Below are 19,861 nucleotides of genomic sequence, written 5' to 3' on the forward strand. Positions count from 1 at the left end.
CTCCCCCTCCCCCCGGAGATGCCGACATGACCGGACGACGACCGGCCAGCGAACCGGCCAGCGAACCGACCAGCGAACCGACCACCAGCGGGTCCGACAGGCCCATCGGCCGGCGCGGGCTGTTCGTGACCGGCGCCGCCGCCGCGTTTACCTTGGGCAGCGTGAGCTTCGCGAATGCCGCGCCCCCCGGCGGCGAGGAGAGCAGGACCGTACGGGGCACCCTTCCGCCGGGGTCGCCCGACTACGTCTACCTGCCGGTCGAAGTACCGCGCGGAGTGCGCGAGCTGGCCGTCTCGTACACGTACGAGAAACCTCCCGTTCCCCCCGGCACCCAGGGCAACGCCCTCGACATCGGCATCTTCGACGAGCGCGGCACCGCCCTCGGCGGGCGCGGCTTCCGTGGCTGGTCCGGCGGGGCGCGGTCGGAGTTCTTCATCCGCGCGGACGCCGCGACGCCCGGCTATCTCGCGGGTCCCGTCCGTGCGGGCACCTGGAACATCGCGCTGGGGCCCTACACGACCGCCCCCGACGGACTGCCGTACACGGTGACCGTCACGCTCCGGTACGGCGCGTCCGGCCGGACGCCCGCCCCCGTCTATCCCCCCGAGCGCGCCAGGGGGCGGGGCCGTGCCTGGTACCGGGGGGACTGCCACCTCCATTCCGTGTACTCCGACGGCAAGCGCACGCCCGCCGAGATCGCCGCGGCCGCCCGTGCCGCGGGGCTCGACTTCATCAACACCAGCGAGCACAACACCCACGCGGCGCACAGCGCCTGGGAGGGCCTGTGGGGTTCCCGCCCCGACGGCGAGCTGCTGATCCTCACCGGCGAGGAGGTCACCACCCGCAACGGCCACGTCGTCGCCGTCGGCACCGAACCCGGCACCTTCGTGGACTGGCGCTACCGCGCCCGCGACAACCGTTTCGGGCACTTCGCCCGCGAGATCCGGCGCGCGGGCGGGCTGGTCGTCCCCGCGCATCCGCACGCCACCTGCATCGGATGCAACTGGAAGTTCGGGTTCGGGGACGCCGACGCCGTGGAGGTCTGGAACGGGCCGTACACCCCTGACGACGAGATCGCCCTCGCCTCCTGGGACAGCGCCCTGGCCACCGCCGGGCGCGGCTGGACCCCGGCCATGGGCAGCAGCGACGCCCACCGCGAGCCGCAGCTCGTCGGTACGCCGCAGACGGTGGTACTGGCCGAGGACCTGACCCGTGACGCCGTCCTCGACGGCATCCGCGCCGGCCGCTCGTACGTCGCGGAGTCCTCGGCGGTGTCGCTCACGTTCGGCGCCACCGGCGGGCGCGGTCGCCACGCCGGCATCGGGGAGCGGCTGGACGTCGCGGACGGGGCCCCGGTCACCGTACGGCTGGAGGTCGCCGGCGCCCCGGGGTGCACAGCCCACTTCGTCACCGACCAGGGCACGCTCCACACCGAGCCGCTGCCGGAGTCCGGCGCGGGTGCGGTGGAGTGGCGTACGACGCCCCGGTACGCGAGCTACGTGCGCGCCGAGGTCCGCCACGCCCCGCAGGTCCCGGGCCTGCCGGGGGCACTGGCAGCCCTGACCAATCCCGTCTTCCTGGGGACCGTCCGGCGCTGAACGCACGCCCGGGACAACGCACGCCCGGGACAACGCGCGAGCAGGACCGAACACGCGTCGCCCGCTACAGAAGCGCTCACACGACGAAAGGGCCGGGAAAGCCTCTTCGGCTTCCCCGGCCCCCTCAGGACTCAGGTCTGTCGTCGTAGTACCCGGCCGGTCAGTCCTCGACGACCAGCGCCGGCGTCTCCTTCGTCAGCACCTCGCCGCGGAAGAACGCCGGGCTGCGGCGCTGCATCACCAGCATCAGGACCACGCCGAGCAGCAACAGTCCGACGGCGATGATGAAGACGGAGCCGACGCCGCCGACGGCGGATCCGCTGCCGTACGCCGGGTCCCACATGTCGTACAGCGTCTTGCCGAAGACCGCCGTCAGCAGGACGCCGCCGAGGACCGGGCACAGGCCCTTGTAGACGAAGTCGCGCGTCGAGCACAGCAGCTCGTGGCGGAAGTACCAGGCACAGGCGAACGCGGTGATCGAGTAGTAGAAGCAGATCATCAGGCCGAGTGCGTAGATCGTGTCGATCAGGACGTTCTCGCTGAGGAGCGTCATGACCGAGTAGAAGACGCCGGTGCTGATGCCCGCGATGACCGTCGCGCGGCCCGGGGACTTGAAGCGCGGGTGGACCTTGCGGAACGACGCCGGGAGGGCTTCGTACGCGGACATGGCCAGGACCGTGCGGGCGACCGGGATGAACGTGGTCTGGAGGCTGGCCGCCGCGGAGGCGAACACCGCGAGGGACAGGAAGATGCCGAGGATCAGGCCCATGACGGGCTCACCGAGCACGGCGAAGACGTTGTCGGAGTTCTCCGGGTTTGCCAGGCCGAGGCCCTTGTCGCCGGAGCCGACGGCCATCTGGGCGGCGACGCCGGTGGCCAGGTAGGAGGCGACCAGGACGACCATCGCGATGAGGGCGGCGCGGCCGGGGGTCTTCTCGCTGCCGGTGGTCTCCTCGTTGGCGGTCAGGCAGGCGTCCCATCCCCAGTACATGAAGATCGACAGGGAGAGGCCGGCCGTGAAGGCGGCGAAGGACTGGACGGCGAAGGGGTTCATCCAGGACCAAGAGAAGTCGAGGCCCGTGTCGAAGGAGCCGCTGCCGGCCTTCTGGAAGGCCATGGCCACGAAGATGGCGAGCACCACGAGCTGGAGGCCGACCAGGGCGTACTGCACGCCCTTGGTGGCGGTCATGCCCCGGTAGCTGATCGCCGTGGCGATGGCGATGAGGATGAGGCACGTGAGGATGTGGACGGCTTTGTTGTCGTCCAGGGCGCTGATCGCGTCGTTGCCCGTGAGCTGGCCGGCGAGCAGCCAGAAGTACGAGGTGGCGACGCCCGCGAGGTTCGAGAGCACGATGATCGTGGCGATCACCAGGCCCCAGCCGCACATCCAGCCGACGCGCGGCCCGAACGCCTTCACCGTCCAGGTGAAGGAGGTGCCGCAGTCCGGCATGACGCGGTTGAGCTCGCGGTACGCGAACGCGACCAGCAGCATCGGCAGGAAGCCGGCCAGGAAGACGGCGGGCATCTGGAGGCCGACCTCGCCGGCGGTCGAGCCGAGGGTCGAGGTCAGGCAGTAGACGGGGGCGACCGTGGAGATGCCGATGACGGCGCTGCCCACGAGGCCGACAGATTTGCTGTTGAGGCCCTTGTCGCGTACGCCTGCGCCGTCCGGGGCGTGGACGCCCCTTACCGTGTCTCCGGCCTGGGGCCGCATATCCACCTGAGTCATGAACGGGACGTTAACCGGTGCGTTTTCCACATCCGGAGCACCGGACTCCGCCTCAAAGATCCTTGCAATCGATGGGGTCGCATGGCGTGCTGGTTGAGGATTGAAGGTTACGGACGAGGTCGGCGCGATCTTTTCCAGGCGGGGAAGGAAACTTCCGAGCTGCGGAAACCGCAACCCCGTCCGTTTTGCCCGATTCCAAAGTTTCCCGTACGTCTTTTCGGAGGGCTCATCCACTCCAGACGATCGCCTGCGTCTCGCTGTACGCGTGCAGCGCGTACGAGCCCACGTCCCGCCCCACTCCGCTCTTCTTGAAGCCGCCGAACGGCGCCTCCATGTTGCGTCCCACGGTGTTCACCCCGACCCCGCCCGCGCGCAGCCGGCGCGCCACCCTGAAGGCCCGGGCCACATCTGCCGACCAGACGTAGTCGATGAGCCCGTAGTCGCTGTCGTTGGCGAGCGCGACGGCCTCCTCCTCGCCCCCGTCGAAGGGCACGACCACGACGACGGGGCCGAAGATCTCCTCGCGGACCACCCGCATGTCGTTCGTGCAGTCCGCGAAGAGGGTGGGGGCGACGTAGAAGCCCTTGTCGTACGACGGCCTGTCGCCGCCCGCGACCAGCCGGGCTCCCTCCTTGCGGCCCAGCTCCACGTACGCCTCGACGCGGTCGCGGTGGGCGGCGGAGATCACCGGGCCGACGACGGTGTCCGGGGCGCCGGGATCGCCGACCTTCAGGAAACCGGCGTACGCCCTCAGCTTCTCGACGAGCCGGTCGTGGACCGCCCGCTGGACGATCACGCGCGTGGGCGCCGTACAGATCTGCCCGCTGTAGAAGGAGAAGGTCGTGCCGATGCCCCGTACGGCCGCGTCGAGGTCGGCGTCGTCGAACACGACCGCCGCGCCCTTCCCGCCCAGCTCCATGAGCTGGCGCTTCATGCCGCGCCCGCAGACCTCCGCGATGCGCTGCCCGACCGCCGTCGACCCGGTGAAGCTGACCATGTCGACCTCCGGCGCGTCGACGGCGGCCTCGCCCGCGGCGGGCGACGAACCGGTCACGACGTTCACGACCCCCGGCGGCACTCCGGCCTCCGCCAGCGCCGCCGCCATCCGGTACACGGACAGGGGGTCCTGGGGCGCCGGCTTCACGACGACGGTGTTGCCCATGGCGAGCGCGGGCGCGACCTTGCCCGCCGCGTTGGCCCACGGGTTGTTGTACGACGTGACGCAGGTGACGACGCCCACCGGCTGGCGCACCGCGAGCGCGCCGAAGACCCCCGCCCTGCCCATCGGCCCCGCCGGGTTGACCTGCGGCGGCAGCCCCGTCTCCACGGGCTCCAGCGCCCCGCGCGCGTACCGCCGGAAGCGGGCGGCGGCGACGGCGACCTGCATACCGAGCGCGGTCGCCGCCGTGGCGCCGGTCTCGGCGCGGGCGACGTCCGCGTGCGCGGCGGCGTCACGCTGGATCAGGTCCGCGGCCCGGTCGAGGATCGCGGCTCGCTCCTCGGGGGCCGTGCGCGACCAGGCCGGGAAGGCGGCCGAGGCGGCGGAGGCGGCGGCGTACACCTGCGCGCGGCTCGCCTCGGGGGCCTGCCCCACCACCTCCTCGGTGGCCGGGTCGATCACCTCGTAGTGCCCGTCGTCGGGCTCGGTCCACGCGCCGCCGATGAACAGCCGGCCGGGCGGCTCCCGGTGCGGGCTCATTTGGTCGCCACCGTCCTCGTGTCCCGGCCCGAGCGCAGCACCGTGCCCGGCACCGCCCCGGTGACCTGGTCGTCCCGTATCGTCTCGACGCCGTTGACGCGTACGGACACGACGCCGATCGCCTTCGCGTCGAGCCGGGGGCTGTCGCCCGGCAGGTCGTGCACCAGGGTGGCCGGTCCCGCCGCGATCCGCTCGGGGTCGAAGAGGACCAGGTCCGCGTGGAAGCCCTCCTCTATACGTCCGCGCTCGCGCAGCCCGAACAGCTGGGCGGGGTCGTCGGTGAGCATCCGCACGGCCCGCTCCAGCGGCACGAGGCCCCGTCCGCGCAGGCAGTCGCCGATGAAGCGCGTCGTGTACGGCGCCCCGCACATCCGGTCCAGGTGCGCCCCGGCGTCGGAACCGCCGAGCAGGACGTCCTCGTGCTGCCAGGTGCGCTGCCGCAGTTCCCAGCTGGCGGGGTCGTTGTCGGACGGCATCGGCCACAGCACGGTCCGCAGCAGGTCGTTGGCGCAGATCTCGACGAGGCAGTGGAAGGGGTCCTGCCCGCGTTCGGCGGCGATGTCGCGCACGACGCGCCCGCTCAGGCCCTCGTTGGCTTCGGAGTACGTGTCGCCGATGACGTACCGCTCGAAGTCGGCGAGGCGGCGGAAGACGCCGGCCTCCTTGCTGTCGGCGCGGCGGAGCATTTCGGCGCGTACGTCCGCGTCGCGCAGCTTCTCGATGCGCTCGGGGACGGGCAGGCCGAGGATGTCGCCCCAGCCGGGGATGAGGTTGAGGGCGCAGAACGTGCCGAGGGACATGTTCATCGGGGTGAGGATCGGCATGGTGAGGGCGACGATCCGGCCGCCGGTCCGCCGGGCGCGTTCGCTCGCGCGCAACTGGCGCGGGACGCGCTCGGGGACGGCCGCGTCGATGGTCAGCACGTTCCAGTTGAGGGGACGGCCGGCGGCGGTGGTCATGTCGACGAACAGGTCGATCTCGTCGTCGGTGAACTGGTCGAGGCAGCCGGCGACGATCGCCTCCAGCTGGGTGCCCTCGTGCTCGCCGACCGCGCGGGAGAGCGCGATCAGCTCGGCGGGCGTGGCGTGCCGGGAGGCGACGGGCTGCCCGTCCCCGTCGGAGTGGGTGGACGACTGGGTGGTGGACAGCCCCCACGCGCCGGCGTCCATCGCGTCGTGGAGGAGCTGGACCATGTGCGCCAGCTGCCGCTCGGTCGGCTGCCCGCCGACGGCGTCCGCGCCCATGACGTGGCGGCGCAGCGCGCAGTGGCCGACCATGAAGCCGGCGTTCACGGCGATGCGGCCGTCGAGGGCGTCGAGGTACTCGCCGAAGGTGTGCCAGTTCCAGGGGGCGCCCTCTTCGAGGGCGACCAGGGACATGCCCTCGACCTTGGACATCATGCGGCGCGTGTAGTCGGCGTCCTCGGGACGGTCGGGGTGCAGCGGCGCGAGGGTGAAGCCGCAGTTGCCGCCGACGACGGTGGTGACACCGTGGTTGAGGGACGGGGTGGCGTACGGGTCCCAGAAGAGCTGGGCGTCGTAGTGGGTGTGGGGGTCGACGAAGCCGGGGGCGAGGACCAGCCCTTCGGCGTCCTCGGTGGTACGGGCGGGCTCGTCGACGGTCCCGGGGGCGGCGATGACGGCGATGCGCCCTTCGCGCAGGCCCACGTCGGCGACGTACGCGGGGGCGCCGGTGCCGTCCACGACGGTGGCTCCGCGGATGAGGTGGTCGAGCATGGCGGTCCCTTCGGGAGGAGTGGGGGCTGGTCGTCCGGGGCGGGCGGGCCGCTGCGCGGGACTGCCCCGCCCGCCCCGGCCCGGGGCTCCGCCCCGGGCCCGCGCTGCGGACCGCCGGGGTCAGGACGCGGGGGTCTCCTGGCGGAAGCGGGTCGTCCGGTGCACCGGGTCCGTGTCGATCTTCGGGATGACGTGCTCGCCGATCAGCTTGATCGTCGTCATCGTGTCCTCGGGCGACACCCCGATCGGCAGCCCGAACGACAGCTGGTCCGCTCCCGCCTGCTCCCACCGCTTGCACTGGCGGAACACCTCGTCGGGGTCCCCGCAGATCATCAGCTCCTCGGCGATGAGCAGTTCGACGATCTCCGTCGTGTACTCCGGCAGCAGCTCCGGCCACTCCGGGATGCCCTCCGGCCGGGGGAACGTGTCGTGGTAGCGGAAGAGCAGCGACTGGAGGTAGTTCAGTCCGCCGCCCACCGCGATCTCGACCGCCTTCTCGTGCGTCTCCGCGCAGATCGCCGTCGACGTCACCATGACGTTGTCGTTGACGAAGCCGCCGATCGGCTCCGCCTCCTTCACCGCGTTCTTGTACGACTCGACGACCCACTCCATGTCCGAGACCTTCTGGACGCTGAAGCCCAGCACCCCCAGCCCCTTCTTCCCGGCCATGGCGTACGACGAGGGCGATCCGGCGGCGTACCACATCGCCGGGTGCGCCTTCCCGTACGGCTTGGGGAGGATCTTGCGCGGGGGCAGCGACCAGTGCTTGCCCTGGAAGCCGGCGTATTCGTCCTGGAGCCACATCTTGGGGAACTCGGAGATCGTCTCTTCCCAGATCTCCTTGGTGTGGTTCATGTCGGTGATGCCCGGCATGAAGCCGAGGATCTCGTGGCTGCCCGCCCCGCGCCCCGAGCCGAACTCGAAGCGTCCCCGCGACAGGTGGTCCAGCATCGCGACCTTCTCCGCGACCTTGACCGGGTGGTTCACCGGCGCCAGCGGGTTGAAGATGCCCGAGCCGAGGTGGATGCGTTCCGTCGCGTGCGCGAGGTATCCGAGGAAGACGTCGTTCGCGGAGAGGTGCGAGTACTCCTCCAGGAAGTGGTGCTCGGAGGCCCAGGCGTACTTGAAGCCGGACTTGTCCGCCTGGATGACGTACTCGGTCTCCTCGATCAGCGCCTTGTGCTCCGCCTCGGGGTCGGCCTTGGCACGCGCGGCCGGCACGTACCCCTGTACAAAGAGCCCGAATTCCAAGGTACTTCTCCTTCGGAGGAACTGACACACCGTCAGTTGCGGATGCACACGACTGTTCCACCGCCCCCCAGGGGCGTCAATAGCTGATACATCGTCAGAAAAGGCTGACGCCCGCCAGCCACCCGCCGTCGATGACGAACGGCTGCCCCGTGATGTACGAGGAGTCGTCGCCCGTCAGGAACAGCGCCAGCGCCGCCACCTCCTGCGGCCGCCCGATGCGCCCCATCGGCACGAGCTTCCGGTAGAGCTCGTCCACCGCCGCCCCGGACGCCACCGGGTCGGCCGCCGGGTCCAGCGCCGCCGGGTTCGTCATGGGGGTGTCCACGGCCCCCGGGCACACCGCGTTGACGCGGATCTTCTTCGCCGCCAGCTCCACGGCCGCGACCCGGGTCAGCCCGAGGACGGCGTGCTTGGTGGCGGCGTACGCGCCGACGAAGGCCATGCCGGTGAGAGCCGTGTACGACGCCGTGTTCACGATCGTCCCGCCGCCCGCCGCCTCGATCTCGGGCGCCACCGTCCTGATCCCCAGGAACGCGCCGACCTGGTTGACCTGCACCACCTGCTGGAACTCCTCCAGCGGCGTGTTCACCAGCTCGTTGAACCGCAGGATCCCCGCGTTGTTGACCAACCCGTCGATCTTGCCGAACGCCCTCTTCGCGGCGGCCACGGCCGCGATCCAGTCGGCCTCCTGGCGCACATCGAGAGGGACGTACACCGCCGAGCCCTCCCCCAGCTCCTTCGCGAGCGCCTCGCCCCGGTCGTCCAGTACGTCGGTGAGGACCACCTTCGCGCCCTCCGCGACGAAGAGCCGCGCCTCCTGCTCGCCCTGCCCGCGCGCCGCGCCGGTGATGAGAACCACGCGCCCGTCCAGCTTTCCCATGGGGACCCCACTCCTTCAGTCATTGAGGTGCGGGGCGACCTCGCCGCCGAAGGCCGCCATCTGATCGGTCAGTTCGCGCAGGCTCCTGTTGCGGAAGCGCACCTGGATCTGGTCGACGCCCATCGCCCGGTAGGCGCGCAGCGACTCGGCGAGGTGGGCGGGCTTCCCGGACAGCGTGCGCCGCCCGACGTCCCAGGACGGTTCGCCGACGTACAGCGGCTCGGTGATCGCGCCGATCTCGATCGGCGCGGTGACCCCCGCCTCCGCCCGGGTACGCCGCAGCTTCGCGATCTGCGCCGGCAGGCGGTCGCGCGGGTCGCCCTGCGGCAGCCATCCGTCCCCCCGCACCGCCGCCCGGCGCACGGCCGCCGGCGACGAGCCGCCGACCCACACCGGCACCTGCCGCTGCGCGGGCCGGGGCCGCTGCCCGAGCCCGCTGAACGAAAACCGTTCGCCGGCGAACTCCGGGTACTCCTCCTCCCCGAGGGCCGCCCGCAGCGCGTCGATCGTCTCGTCCAGTACGCCGCCCCGCCCGGCGAAGTCCGCCCCGAGCGCGTCGAACTCCTCCGGCACGTGCCCGGCGCCCACCCCGAGGACCAGGCGGCCGCCGCTCAGGTGGTCGAGCGTCGCGTACTGCTTGGCCGTGACCAGCGGGTGCCGCAGCCCGACGACGGCCACGTGGCTCAGCAGCCGTACGCGCTCGGTGACGGCGGCGAGGAAGGCGAGCGTGGCGACCGGGTCGTACCAGACGGTGCTCATGGCCCCCGCCAGCCGCTGCGGAACGGCCACGTGGTCGCAGCTCGCGATGTAGGCGAAGCCCGACCGGTCCGCGACCCGGGCCACCTCGGCCAGTTCCCGGGGCCCGGCCTCCGACTCCCACGTCTCCGCGTAGATGGTGCTCTGCGACTGGACCGGGAGCTGCATCCCGTACGACAGCCGCCCTGCGGGCAGAACCCGTGCCATGAGAACCCCTCCGGAGCTGACGGTCCGTCACTGTCCGACGGCAAGGCCATCGTCATACCTGACGGTTCATCAGACAAGAGGCGGGGGCGCCCCGCCGCCCCACCCCTGTCGCGGCACCGGTCCACCGGGCGCCAGCCGTACGCGGACGGTCTTGCCGCAGTGCCGGCGGAGGAACCAGGTGATCTCCCCGCCGAGGTCCCGCACGACCCACAGCCCCCGCCCGCGCTCCTCGCCGTCCCCCGGCTCCACCCACGCACCGAACCGGGGGAACGCCTCGACGGGATCCGACACGTCGACCAGCAGCGCCCCGTCCTCCAGCACCGCGAGCCGCACCCACAGCTCGTGGCCGGGCTTGCGGCCGTGGTGGAGGGCGTTGGTGACCAGTTCGGAGACGATCAGCACGGCGTCCTGCACGTCACCCGGCCACGCCCACAGGGTCAGCTGCCGACGGGTGTGTATGCGGGTCAGACGCACGGCGCCGGCCGCCATGGGGTATCCGGCGGACCACTCCCGCACGACGGGTGCGTACACACCCTGCCCCGGATCCGTCATCACGGCCTCACTCGGTTGTTCCACTCGGCAACCCCGATACGACTCATACGCGCGCCGGGCCCGTCCGTCTCAGCCGGCACGGGGGCGGCGCGCTGCCTACGCCGGTCGAGACGGGACGTTACGGACAGCCACGTGACACCGGCGCGAAAGTTTCTCGGGGTTTCCCGAAAGGTGCGCATGCTTTCTCGATCTTTCGCACAAGGTCGGCGACAAGGCGCACCGCGACACCCCGGATCCCGCGATGCTGAGCAGTGGGCCGACTACCGAGCGAAAGGACACCCCTATGAGGCGGTTGCGCTTCAACGGAACAGGCAGTGGCGTGAACGGATGTCCGTCGATCCACGAGGACCTCGACACGGGGGACATCATCGTCCACGGCCCACCGCTCACGGATCCCGACGACACAGCTCAGCTGCGGCACTTATCCGCAGGGGAGACGGCGATCGTCGTACCACGAGAGCTTCTGATCGATTTCGGCCCCAAGGAGGCGGACCGAGTGCCCGACATCATCGGCCTTGACGAGTTCGACAAGCTCTTCACCTCGTTCAAGCACACTGCATGGCGGCTTGAGACACGGCGCCGGTACGCATCCGACGAAGTCTCCGACACCTATGCCCAGTTCCTGCGCGGCGAGCCCGTGGTGTGGGACGGCGCCAACCCGGAGTGGTGCGCCGAGCGTCGGGAGCAGACGGCTCTGGGCAAGCGGTTCGAGCGGGTCCGCGTGGTCGACGACCCACCGACGCCCGGCCAGCTGTACCTCCTCGACAACGCCAAGAGGAATTCGTCCGTGGGCGAGGACATCCGCAATCTGCGGCGCGCCGACGCGGAACGGCTGAACCTGCCCGAAGAGGACTTCTGGCTCATCGACTCACGGCTCGTCGCCCTGCTCCGCTTCGACGATTCCGACAACCTGGTCGACGTAGAACTGATCACTGAGCCCGCAACGGTCAATCGGTACGCTCAAGTACGCGATGCGGCCTGGCACTACGCCGTACCGTACGAAAGGTTCGCGGCCACAGTGACCGCCTCGACGTAGCGAGAGAGACCTGGTGAGCACCGACTTCCAACAAGCTCGCGCCGCCCTCGGAGTGCGTCTTCGGGAGCTGCGTGAATCTTCCCCTGGAGGTCGGCTCACCGGGGCCCGGCTGGCGCGGGCCCTCGGGTGGCCGCATTCCAAGATCAGCAAGCTGGAGAACGGACGGCAGACCGCCACCGTCGAGGATCTGCGCGCGTGGGCCGGGGGAACGGGCCACCCGGAGGCGGCCGAAGAGCTGCTCGCCCGGCTGGCCGGCCTCGAATCCCACATCCGGTCGTGGCGGCGGCAACTGGCTTCCGGACACCGCGCCGTGCAGGACGCGATCAGTACCGAGTTCGCGCGTTCCACGACGTTCCGCGCCTGGGAGAACTCCATGATTGTCGGCGCCCTGCAGACCGCCGACTACGCCCGGAACATCTTCAGCCGGTACTCCGAACTGCAGCAGTCGCCCCGCGACACCGAGGACGCCGTACGAGCGCGGCTGCGATGGCAGGAGAGCCTGTACCGGCCCGGCACGAAGTACCGCATCGTCATGTGGGAAGCGGCGCTGCATGCCCAGGTCTGCCCGCCCTCCGTGCTTGCCGCGCAGCTCGACAGGCTGGCTGGAGTCATCGGGCTGGACACCGTCGAACTCGGCATCGTCCCCTTCTCCGCCTCCTTGCGGATTCCACCCGCCAACGGGTTCTGGATCTTCGACGACCGCCTGGCCATCGTGGAGGACTGGCACGCCGAGCTCTGGATCGACGACGCCGCGAGCATCGCCGTCTACTCCAAGGTGTGGACCGCCCTGAGCGAATCCGCCGTGTACGGCGCCGACGCGCACGCGGTGATCGCCCGCGCGCGGCGCGCCCTGGACGCCACCTGACGGCGGCCCGTGGGCGCGCTCACCCCAGCAGGGCGTAGACCGCCGAGGCGCGGGCCGCCGGGTCGTCCGAGCCGGTGGCGGTCATGGTGATGTCGGCGAACGCCATGCGTTTGCCCAGCTTGGTGACGCGCGCGTCGAGCAGGACGTCCGCGCCGACGACCGCGCGCTGGAAGGACGTCGACTGCTGGACGGTGGTCATGGGTACGAACGCGCCCCGGGCCGCGGACACGGCGATGACGGTCGCGGTGTCGGCGGCGGCCATCAGCGCCTGGCCGGACAGCCCGCCGCCCTCCCGGGCCAGCCGGTCCGACCAGGGCAGCCGCAGTACGGCGTGGCGCTCGCCGGTCTCGACGACGGTGAGCCCCAGGTCGAGCACCCAGGGGGCGAAGTTGTCGGCGAGGATCTTCTCGGCTTCGGCGAGGGTCAGGGTCGGCGTCATGCGGAGATGATCCCGCGCGGCCGCGCCCGCCACCAGAGGCCGGCCGCAGGTGGCGGGGGGACGGCCCGGCGTCCACCGGCTGACGGCCCCGCCGTCAGCGGATCACGGCCCTGCCCACAGCCCCTCGTCGGTGAGGCCGAGCAGCTCGATCGCGTTGCGCCGTACGATCCGGTCCACCACGTCCGGGTCCAGGTGGCCCATCTGCTCCTCGCCGACCTCGCGGGACCTGGGCCAGGTGGAGTCGGAGTGCGGGTAGTCGGTCTCGTACAGGACGTTGCCGACCCCGATGGCGTCGAGGTTGCGCAGGCCGAACGCGTCGTCGAAGAAGCAGCCGTAGACGTGCTCGGCGAAGAGCTCGGACGGCGGGCGCAGCACCTTCTCGGCGACGCCGCCCCAGCCCCGGTTCTCCTCCCACACCACATCCGCGCGCTCCAGGATGTACGGGATCCAGCCGATCTGCCCCTCGGCGTACATGACCTTGAGGTTCGGGAAGCGTTCGAACTTGCCGCTCATCAGCCAGTCGACCATCGAGAAGCAGCAGTTCGCGAAGGTGATCGTCGAGCCGACGGCCGGTGGTGCGTCGGCGGAGGTCGACGGCATCCGGCTGGAGGAGCCGATGTGCATCGCGACGACCGTGCCGGTCTCGTCGCACGCGCGCAGGAAGGGGTCCCACGCGTCGGTGTGGACGGACGGCAGGCCCAGGTGCGGGGGTATCTCGGAGAACGCGACCGCGCGGACGCCTCGTGCCGCGTTCCTGCGGACCTCGGCGGCGGCGAGTTCGGCGTCCCAGAGCGGGATGAGGGTGAGCGGTACGAGGCGGCCGCCGGCGTCCGGACCGCACCACTCCTCCACCATCCAGTCGTTGTACGCCCGGACGCCGAGCAGCCCCAGTTCGCGGTCCTTGGCCTCGGTGAACGTCTGGCCGCAGAAGCGCGGGAAGGTGGGGAAGCAGAGGGCCGACTGGACGTGGTTGACGTCCATGTCGGCGAGGCGGTCGGGGACGGAGAAGGACCCGGGCCGCATCTGCTCGTACGTGATCACTTCGAGTTTGATCTCGTCCCTGTCGTAACCGACGGCCGTGTCGAGCCTGGTCAGGGGACGGTGCAGATCCTCGTACACCCACCAGTCGCCGATCGGGCCGTCGTCGCCCTTCGCACCCATGACAGGGGCGAACTTGCCGCCCAGGAAGGTCATTTCCTTCAGGGGGGCGCGGACGATGCGAGGGCCGGAGTCCCGGTACTTGGACGGGAGCCGGTCCCGCCAGACGTGAGGGGGCTCCACCGTGTGGTCGTCCACCGAGATGATCTTCGGGAAGGTCTCCATACGATCCAAGGTAGCGTTCATCTGACGATCCGTCAGCTGGTGGGCCTTGGGTGGGTAATGGGTAGGCACCTTCCGGTGCTGACGCATTCGGCATGGACAAGGCAAACTGGCTGTTGCGACTGGGCGGTAGGGCAGACCGCAGGCGGCAGCGACGGCAGGGGGAGTGCGATGGACGGCGTACCTCGGGTACCGGAGCAGCGGACTCCGGTACCCGGTCCGCGGCCCGACGAAGGCACCCGGCACGACAGACGTCAGGAGCAGCGCGAACGGCGGGAGCGGCCGGACCGCCACGAGCAGCGAGGACGGCGGGAGCAGCCGGGGCAGCGGCGGGACGACGACCAGGGGGAGTGCCGGGCCCCCGAGGCCGTGCGTTTCAGCGTGCTCGGTCCGGTCCGCGCCTGGCGCGGCGGCGAATCGCTCAACACCGGCTCGCCGCAGCAACGCGCCCTGCTCGCCGCCCTGCTGCTGCGGGACGGCCGCACCGCCACCGCGGCCGAGCTGATCGACGGCATCTGGGGCGAGGAACCACCGTCCCAGGCACTGGCCGCGGTACGGACGTACGCCTCCCGGCTGCGCAAGGCGCTGGACCCGGGGGTGCTGGTCAGCGAGTCCGGCGGGTACGCGATCCGGGCGGGTGCGGACACCCTCGACCTGACCGTCGCCCAGGACCTGGCCGCCGACGCGGAGAAGTCCCGGGCGTCCGGCGACCGCTGCCAGGCCCGCACGCTGATCAACAAGGCGCTCGGCCTGTGGGACGGCGAACCGCTCGCCTCGGTGCCCGGCCCGTACGCCGAGAACCAGCGGGCGCGGCTGGAGGAGTGGCGGCTCCAGCTCACCGAGACCCGTCTCGACCTGGACCTGGAGGTCGGCTGCCACGCGGAGGCGATCGCGGAGCTCACGGCGCTGACGGCGGCGCACCCGCTGCGCGAGCGCCTGCGCGAGCTGCTGATGCTGGCCCTCTACCGCAGCGGGCGGCAGGCGGAGGCCCTGGCGGTGTACGCCGACACGCGCCGCCTCCTCGCCGACGAGCTGGGCGTGGACCCGCGCCCGGAGCTCGCCCACCTCCAGCAGCGCATCCTGGAGGCGGACGCGGACCTGGCCCGCCCGGTGGAACCGGCGCCGTCGGCCGCCCCGGCGCTCGTCCGCCCGGCGCAGCTCCCGGCCACCGTCCCGGACTTCACCGGCCGGGCGGCGTTCGTACGGGAGCTGGGAGACCGCCTGGCCCGGACGGAGGGCGGCGTCATGGCCGTCTCGGCCCTGGCCGGCATCGGCGGCGTGGGCAAGACGACGCTGGCGGTGCACGTGGCGCACGCGGCCCGCTCCCACTTCCCCGACGGCCAGCTGTACGTGGACCTCCAGGGCGCGGGGTCGCGGGCGGCGGAGCCGGAAACGGTCCTGGGCGCGTTCCTGCGGGCCCTGGGCACGCCGGACACCGCCATCCCCGACACCCTGGACGAACGCGCGGCCCTGTACCGCTCGACCCTCGACGGCCGCCGCATCCTGGTCCTGCTCGACAACGCCCGGGACGCCTCCCAGATCCGCCCGCTGCTGCCCGGCACGACGGGCTGCGCGGCGCTGGTGACGAGCCGGGTGCGGATGGTGGACCTGGCGGGGGCGCACCTGGTCGACCTGGACGTGATGTCCCCCGAGGAGGCGCTGCGGCTCTTCACGAGGATCGTGGGCGAGGAGCGGGTCGCGTCCGAGCGCGAGGCGGCCCTCGACGTCGTGGGCGCCTGCGGTTTCCTTCCCCTGGCCATCCGTATCGCGGCCTCCCGGCTGGCCGCCCGCCGGACCTGGACGGTCTCCGTGCTGGCGGCGAAGCTGGCGGACGAACGCCGCCGCCTTGACGAGCTCCAGGCGGGCGACCTGGCGGTCAAGGCGACGTTCGAGCTGGGCTACGGCCAGCTGGAGCCGCCGCAGGCGCGCGCGTTCCGCCTCCTGGGCCTCGCGGACGGCCCCGACCTCTCCCTCGCGGCGGCGGCGGCCGTACTGGACCAGCCGCTGCGCGAGACCGAGGATCTGCTGGAGTCGCTGGTCGACACGTCCCTCCTGGAGTCGGCGGCCCCCGGCCGCTACCGCTACCACGACCTGGTCCGCCTCTACGCGCGTGCGTGCGCGGAACGCGACGAGCAGCCCCCGGCGGAACGGGACCGGGCGCTGTCGCGCCTCCTCGACTTCTACCTGGCGACGGCGGCGGCGGTGTACGCGCTGGAGCGGCCGGGTGACCGGCTGGTAAACCACCTGGAGCCGACGGGGCGAGCCGGCCTGCCGTTCGGCGACCGCCGTGAGGCGCTCGACTGGCTCCACACCGAGGCCGAGTGCATCCTCGCCTGCGCCCAGCAGTCCACGGACGCCGCGTCCGTACAGCGGGCCGTGGACCTTCTGCTGGCGGCCAAGGACCTCTCCGAGTCCGGTGCGAACTTCCGGCGGTACGAACACGCCGCGCACCTGGTGCTCGGCGCGGCCCGGCGGACGGGGAACCTCCGGGCGGAGGGGCGTGCGCGCACCGCCCTGACGCACGTGTTCCACATCGCCGGCCGCTTCGACCAGGCGGAGGCCGAGGCAGAGGCCGCGATGGCCCTGGCGGACGACGACCCCATCCCGGGCGGCTACGCGCCCAACATCAGGGGATTCATCGCGATCTACCAGAAGCGCTACAGCGAGGCGGAGAGGTACCTCGGCCTGGCCATAGACAACTTCCGCGCCGACGGGAACCGGCCGAGCGAGGCCAGCGCGCTCTGCAACCTGTCGCGTGCCCACCTGGCGATGGGCCGCACCACCAGCGCGGTGGAGCTGGCCAAGCAGGGCGTCGAGATCTACGACCGGCAGGGCCTCACACTGCGTCTGGCGAACGGGCGTTACGCGCTGGGCCTGGCCCTGACTCAGGCGGGCCAGTTCGGTGAGGCGCTCGACCAGCTCACCTACGCCCTGGGGATCTTCCACGAGAACCGGCAGCCCCTGTGGGAGGGGGTGACCCACTTCAGGCTCGCCGAAGTACACCTCGCCGCGCATCGGCCGACCCTGGCGGCCGCCCATGCCGAGCAGGCGATCGCCCTGCGCGGCATCGGCGGCGAGTGGCGTCGCGGCACGGTCCTGACCGTGCTCGGCAAGGCGCTCGACCACCTGGGGCAGGTGGACCGGAGCCGGGCCTGCTGGGGCGAGGCGCTGGCCATCTTCGAAGGGCTGGGCTCCCCGGAGGCCGGTGAAGTCCGGTCGCTGCTGTCGGCGGTGAACGCGGCGTAGCCGTCCCGGAGGGTGCGCCGGACGGCCCCTACCAAGGCGTTCATCGTTCGTTTATCGCGACCCGCCACTGTCGTACTCATCGATCCGCCGCGTCGGGGGGCAGACGGATCGGCGCAGGACCGGCCAACTAAGTTGTACGGTCCCAAGCCCGTCCGGCGACCCTCGGGGGAGTTGCCGGGCGGGCTTACTCGACCGTTTCGCCGACACACCTTGGAGCGACGATGAGCGACACGAAGCAGCCGACCGGCAGCCCCAAGCCACTGGACGACCACATGTCCGGTACCGAAGAGGACATCCTGAAGCCGCTGGACGACCACATGTCCGGTGCCGACAAGGGCGTCGCGAAGCCGCTGGACGACCACATGTCGAGCGAGCCGGTCAACTGAGACCTCACTGACGGGGGACGGCCGCGGTGGCCCGGAGGGGGAGCCACCGCGGCCGCTGTCGTGTCCGGGGAGGGCGAGCGGGGCCGCGGTTCAGCGGCCCCGCTCCCGCAGTTGCGTCTTCAGGACCTTGCCGCCGGCGTTGCGCGGGAGTTCTGTGACGAACTCGACCTCTCGGGGGACCTTGTAGTTCGCCATCTCCCGCCGCGACCAGGCGATCAGGTCGTCCGCGGTCAGGGTGGACGCGGGGCGGCGGACCGCGTACGCCTTGCCGACCTCGCCCAGCCGCGCGTCCGGTATGCCGATCACCGCGACGTCCGCCACGTCCGGGTGCAGGCCCAGCAGCTGCTCGATCTCCGCCGGGTAGGCGTTGAAACCGCCGACGATGAACATGTCCTTGATCCGGTCGGTGATGCGCAGGTTGCCGGCCTCGTCCAAGACGCCGACATCGCCCGTACGCAGCCAGCCGTCCGGCGTGATCGCGGCGGCCGTCCCGGCCGGGTCCTCGAAGTAGCCGCGCATGACGTTGAAGCCCCGGACCAGGACCTCTCCCGGAGCGCCGGGTTCGGCCCGGACGCGGACCTCGGTGCCGGGGATCGCCCGGCCCGAGGTCGACGCGATCGTCTCCGGGGCGTCGCCCCGGCGGCACATCGTCACGATGCCCGACGCCTCGGAGAGGCCGTACGCCGTGAGGACCGTGGGGATGCGCAGCTCCGAGCGAAGGCGCTCGACCAGGCGCAGCGGCACCACCGCGGCGCCCGTCACGACCAGGCGCAGCGCGGACAGGTGGTGCGCGTCCCGCAGCGGGTGGTCCAGGAGCGACTGGTGCAGGGTGGGCGGGCCCGGGAGGACGGAAACGCGCTCCGCGGCGATGTTCGCCAGGACCGTGTCCACGTTGAAGACCGGTTGCGGGATCATCGTCGCCCCGCGCATCAGGCAGGCGATGACGCCCGCCTTGTAGCCGAAGGTGTGGAAGAAGGGGTTCACGATCAGGTAGCGGTCGCCCTCGCGCAGACCGGCCAGGTCGGACCAGATCGCGTAGCCGCGCAGCGTCTGCTCGTGGGTGATCACGGCGCCCTTGGGGCGGCCGGTCGTTCCCGACGTGTAGACGATGTCCGACGGGTCGCTCCCCGCGACCGACGCCGCCCGCGCCCGCACCTCCGCCGAGGAGACCCCCTCGCCGGCCGCCAGGAAGTCCTTCCAGGTGCGGTACTCGTCGGGCGCCCCGTCCGCGAGGACCACCACGTGTTCCAGGTGCGGCAGCTCGACGTCCGCCCGGCGCAGGGAGGCGACGTACGACGTGCCGAGGAAGGTGCCGGTGATGAACAGGAGCCTGGTCCGGCTGCGGGCGAGGACGTCGGCCGCCTCCGTGCCCTTGAAGCGGGTGTTCAGCGGTACGAGGACCGCGCCGGCCGTGACCGCGCCGAGGGCGGACACGATCCAGTCGAGCGTGTTGGGCGCCCAGACCGCCACCCGGTCGCCGGGCTCGACGCCGCAGGCCATGCAGGCCGCCGCCGCCCGTTCGACGCGCTCGCCGAGTTCGGCGTACGAGACGCGGGTGCGGCCCTCGACCACGGCCTCCCGCTGTCCGTACCGCTCGGCCGCGCCGCGCACCAGCTCCGGGATGCTGCGCCACCCGGCGTCCACGCTGTCCGCCGCGCCACTGTCCGCCGCGTCGCTCATGGCAACCCCTCCCACGCTGCTAGCTGACTAACCGTCAGATTAGCTGTAGCCTGACGCGCTGTCAGCAGTCACGACCCCCGCGGAGGTGCCCCCACGTGGCGACGCTCAAGGACGCGACAGCGATAGTCGGCACGGGACAGACGCCTTTCGCCAAGCGCCTGCCCGAGTCCGAGAAGACCCTGGCCTGCCGGGCCGTTCTGGCCGCCCTCGACGACGCCGGCATCGCCCCCTCCGAGGTCGACGCCCTCGCCTCGTACACGATGGAGGAGACCGACGAGGTCGAGGTGGCGAAGTCCATCGGCGCCGGCGACCTCACCTTCTTCTCCAAGGCCGGCTTCGGGGGCGGCGGTTCCTGCGCCACCGTCGCCCACCTCGCCGCCGCCATAGCCACCGGCCAGGCGAGTGTCGGCGTCGCGTGGCGCTCGCGCAAGCGCGGCTCGGGGCCCCGGCCCTGGAAGAACACCACCGCGCAGCTTCCCAC

Annotated in this window: 15 protein-coding genes and 1 pseudogene; 6 read left to right on the forward strand and 10 right to left on the reverse strand. The window is 71.6% G+C overall.

What is annotated here, in order from left to right:
* Positions 1 to 104 precede the first annotated feature (104 nt).
* The gene (locus tag E2E34_RS16555; protein ID WP_425573446.1) at positions 105 to 1,598 is read left to right on the forward strand and encodes a CehA/McbA family metallohydrolase; all 1,494 of its coding nucleotides are present in this window, start codon (positions 105 to 107) and stop codon (positions 1,596 to 1,598) included.
* Between the two features lie 160 nt (positions 1,599 to 1,758).
* Here the strand turns inward: E2E34_RS16555 and E2E34_RS16560 are convergent, their stop codons facing one another.
* The 7 genes from E2E34_RS16560 to E2E34_RS16590 form a co-directional block, all read right to left on the reverse strand.
* A complete protein-coding gene (locus E2E34_RS16560) occupies positions 1,759 to 3,327 on the reverse strand; it encodes an APC family permease (protein WP_138902684.1) in 1,569 nt (522 codons plus the stop codon).
* Positions 3,328 to 3,553: 226 nt separating this feature from the next.
* Positions 3,554 to 5,026: an aldehyde dehydrogenase family protein gene (locus tag E2E34_RS16565; protein ID WP_138902685.1), complete on the reverse strand. Its 1,473-nt coding sequence runs from the start codon at positions 5,024 to 5,026 to the stop codon at positions 3,554 to 3,556.
* Positions 5,023 to 6,762: an N-acyl-D-amino-acid deacylase family protein gene (locus E2E34_RS16570; RefSeq protein ID WP_138902686.1), complete on the reverse strand. Its 1,740-nt coding sequence runs from the start codon at positions 6,760 to 6,762 to the stop codon at positions 5,023 to 5,025. The genes E2E34_RS16565 and E2E34_RS16570 overlap by 4 nt, the downstream gene beginning before the upstream one ends.
* A gap of 120 nt (positions 6,763 to 6,882) precedes the next feature.
* On the reverse strand, positions 6,883 to 8,013 hold the full coding sequence (locus E2E34_RS16575) for an LLM class flavin-dependent oxidoreductase (RefSeq protein ID WP_138902687.1): 1,131 nt from the start codon (positions 8,011 to 8,013) through the stop codon (positions 6,883 to 6,885).
* Positions 8,014 to 8,107: 94 nt separating this feature from the next.
* A complete protein-coding gene (locus E2E34_RS16580) occupies positions 8,108 to 8,893 on the reverse strand; it encodes an SDR family NAD(P)-dependent oxidoreductase (protein WP_138902688.1) in 786 nt (261 codons plus the stop codon).
* Positions 8,894 to 8,908: 15 nt separating this feature from the next.
* Positions 8,909 to 9,856, reverse strand: a complete 948-nt coding sequence (locus tag E2E34_RS16585; RefSeq protein ID WP_138902689.1) for an LLM class F420-dependent oxidoreductase — start codon at positions 9,854 to 9,856, stop codon at positions 8,909 to 8,911.
* A gap of 69 nt (positions 9,857 to 9,925) precedes the next feature.
* Positions 9,926 to 10,408 carry an ATP-binding protein gene (locus tag E2E34_RS16590; RefSeq protein WP_138902690.1) on the reverse strand — a complete coding sequence of 161 codons (483 nt, stop codon included), beginning with the start codon at positions 10,406 to 10,408 and terminating at the stop codon, positions 9,926 to 9,928.
* A 283-nt stretch (positions 10,409 to 10,691) separates the two neighbouring features.
* Here E2E34_RS16590 and E2E34_RS16595 point away from each other — a divergent pair, with 283 nt between their 5' ends.
* Both E2E34_RS16595 and E2E34_RS16600 read left to right on the forward strand, forming a co-directional pair.
* Entirely contained in the window at positions 10,692 to 11,444 is a 753-nt protein-coding gene (locus E2E34_RS16595; RefSeq protein WP_138902691.1) for a DUF6879 family protein, read from the forward strand.
* 13 nt (positions 11,445 to 11,457) lie between these two features.
* Positions 11,458 to 12,309: a helix-turn-helix domain-containing protein gene (locus tag E2E34_RS16600; RefSeq protein ID WP_138902692.1), complete on the forward strand. Its 852-nt coding sequence runs from the start codon at positions 11,458 to 11,460 to the stop codon at positions 12,307 to 12,309.
* Between the two features lie 19 nt (positions 12,310 to 12,328).
* Here E2E34_RS16600 and E2E34_RS16605 read toward each other — a convergent pair whose 3' ends face one another.
* Complete coding sequence (locus E2E34_RS16605; protein ID WP_138902693.1) at positions 12,329 to 12,748, reverse strand: PaaI family thioesterase; 420 nt, start codon at positions 12,746 to 12,748, stop codon at positions 12,329 to 12,331.
* A gap of 102 nt (positions 12,749 to 12,850) precedes the next feature.
* Positions 12,851 to 14,071: an amidohydrolase family protein gene (locus E2E34_RS16610; protein ID WP_138902694.1), complete on the reverse strand. Its 1,221-nt coding sequence runs from the start codon at positions 14,069 to 14,071 to the stop codon at positions 12,851 to 12,853.
* Positions 14,072 to 14,239: 168 nt separating this feature from the next.
* Between E2E34_RS16610 and afsR the strand changes: the two genes are divergently transcribed.
* Entirely contained in the window at positions 14,240 to 17,314 is a 3,075-nt protein-coding gene (gene afsR / locus E2E34_RS16615; protein ID WP_244315792.1) for an SARP-family global regulator AfsR, read from the forward strand.
* A gap of 221 nt (positions 17,315 to 17,535) precedes the next feature.
* Positions 17,536 to 17,700, forward strand: coding sequence for a hypothetical protein (locus E2E34_RS35465; RefSeq protein WP_167518298.1), 165 nt, complete (start codon positions 17,536 to 17,538; stop codon positions 17,698 to 17,700).
* Between the two features lie 90 nt (positions 17,701 to 17,790).
* Here the strand turns inward: E2E34_RS35465 and E2E34_RS16620 are convergent, their stop codons facing one another.
* Positions 17,791 to 19,380: a FadD3 family acyl-CoA ligase gene (locus E2E34_RS16620; protein WP_138902695.1), complete on the reverse strand. Its 1,590-nt coding sequence runs from the start codon at positions 19,378 to 19,380 to the stop codon at positions 17,791 to 17,793.
* A 95-nt stretch (positions 19,381 to 19,475) separates the two neighbouring features.
* Between E2E34_RS16620 and E2E34_RS16625 the strand changes: the two are divergent.
* Positions 19,476 to 19,861 (forward strand): annotated as a pseudogene (locus tag E2E34_RS16625) (lipid-transfer protein); the annotation flags it as partial.

Source organism: Streptomyces albidochromogenes (genome assembly GCF_005981925.1).
In the GTDB taxonomy this organism is placed as follows: Bacteria; Actinomycetota; Actinomycetes; order Streptomycetales; family Streptomycetaceae; genus Streptomyces; species Streptomyces albidochromogenes.

Coding starts and splice junctions, on each gene's coding strand:
- E2E34_RS16560 (WP_138902684.1), bottom strand. CDS start 3,327: ATGACTCAGGTGGATATGCGGCCCCAGGCCGGAGACACGGTAAGGGGC.
- E2E34_RS16565 (WP_138902685.1), bottom strand. CDS start 5,026: ATGAGCCCGCACCGGGAGCCGCCCGGCCGGCTGTTCATCGGCGGCGCG.
- E2E34_RS16570 (WP_138902686.1), bottom strand. CDS start 6,762: ATGCTCGACCACCTCATCCGCGGAGCCACCGTCGTGGACGGCACCGGC.
- E2E34_RS16580 (WP_138902688.1), bottom strand. CDS start 8,893: ATGGGAAAGCTGGACGGGCGCGTGGTTCTCATCACCGGCGCGGCGCGC.
- E2E34_RS16585 (WP_138902689.1), bottom strand. CDS start 9,856: ATGGCACGGGTTCTGCCCGCAGGGCGGCTGTCGTACGGGATGCAGCTC.
- E2E34_RS16590 (WP_138902690.1), bottom strand. CDS start 10,408: ATGACGGATCCGGGGCAGGGTGTGTACGCACCCGTCGTGCGGGAGTGG.
- E2E34_RS16595 (WP_138902691.1), top strand. CDS start 10,692: ATGAGGCGGTTGCGCTTCAACGGAACAGGCAGTGGCGTGAACGGATGT.
- E2E34_RS16605 (WP_138902693.1), bottom strand. CDS start 12,748: ATGACGCCGACCCTGACCCTCGCCGAAGCCGAGAAGATCCTCGCCGAC.
- E2E34_RS16610 (WP_138902694.1), bottom strand. CDS start 14,071: ATGGAGACCTTCCCGAAGATCATCTCGGTGGACGACCACACGGTGGAG.
- afsR (WP_244315792.1), top strand. CDS start 14,240: ATGGACGGCGTACCTCGGGTACCGGAGCAGCGGACTCCGGTACCCGGT.
- E2E34_RS35465 (WP_167518298.1), top strand. CDS start 17,536: ATGAGCGACACGAAGCAGCCGACCGGCAGCCCCAAGCCACTGGACGAC.
- E2E34_RS16620 (WP_138902695.1), bottom strand. CDS start 19,380: ATGAGCGACGCGGCGGACAGTGGCGCGGCGGACAGCGTGGACGCCGGG.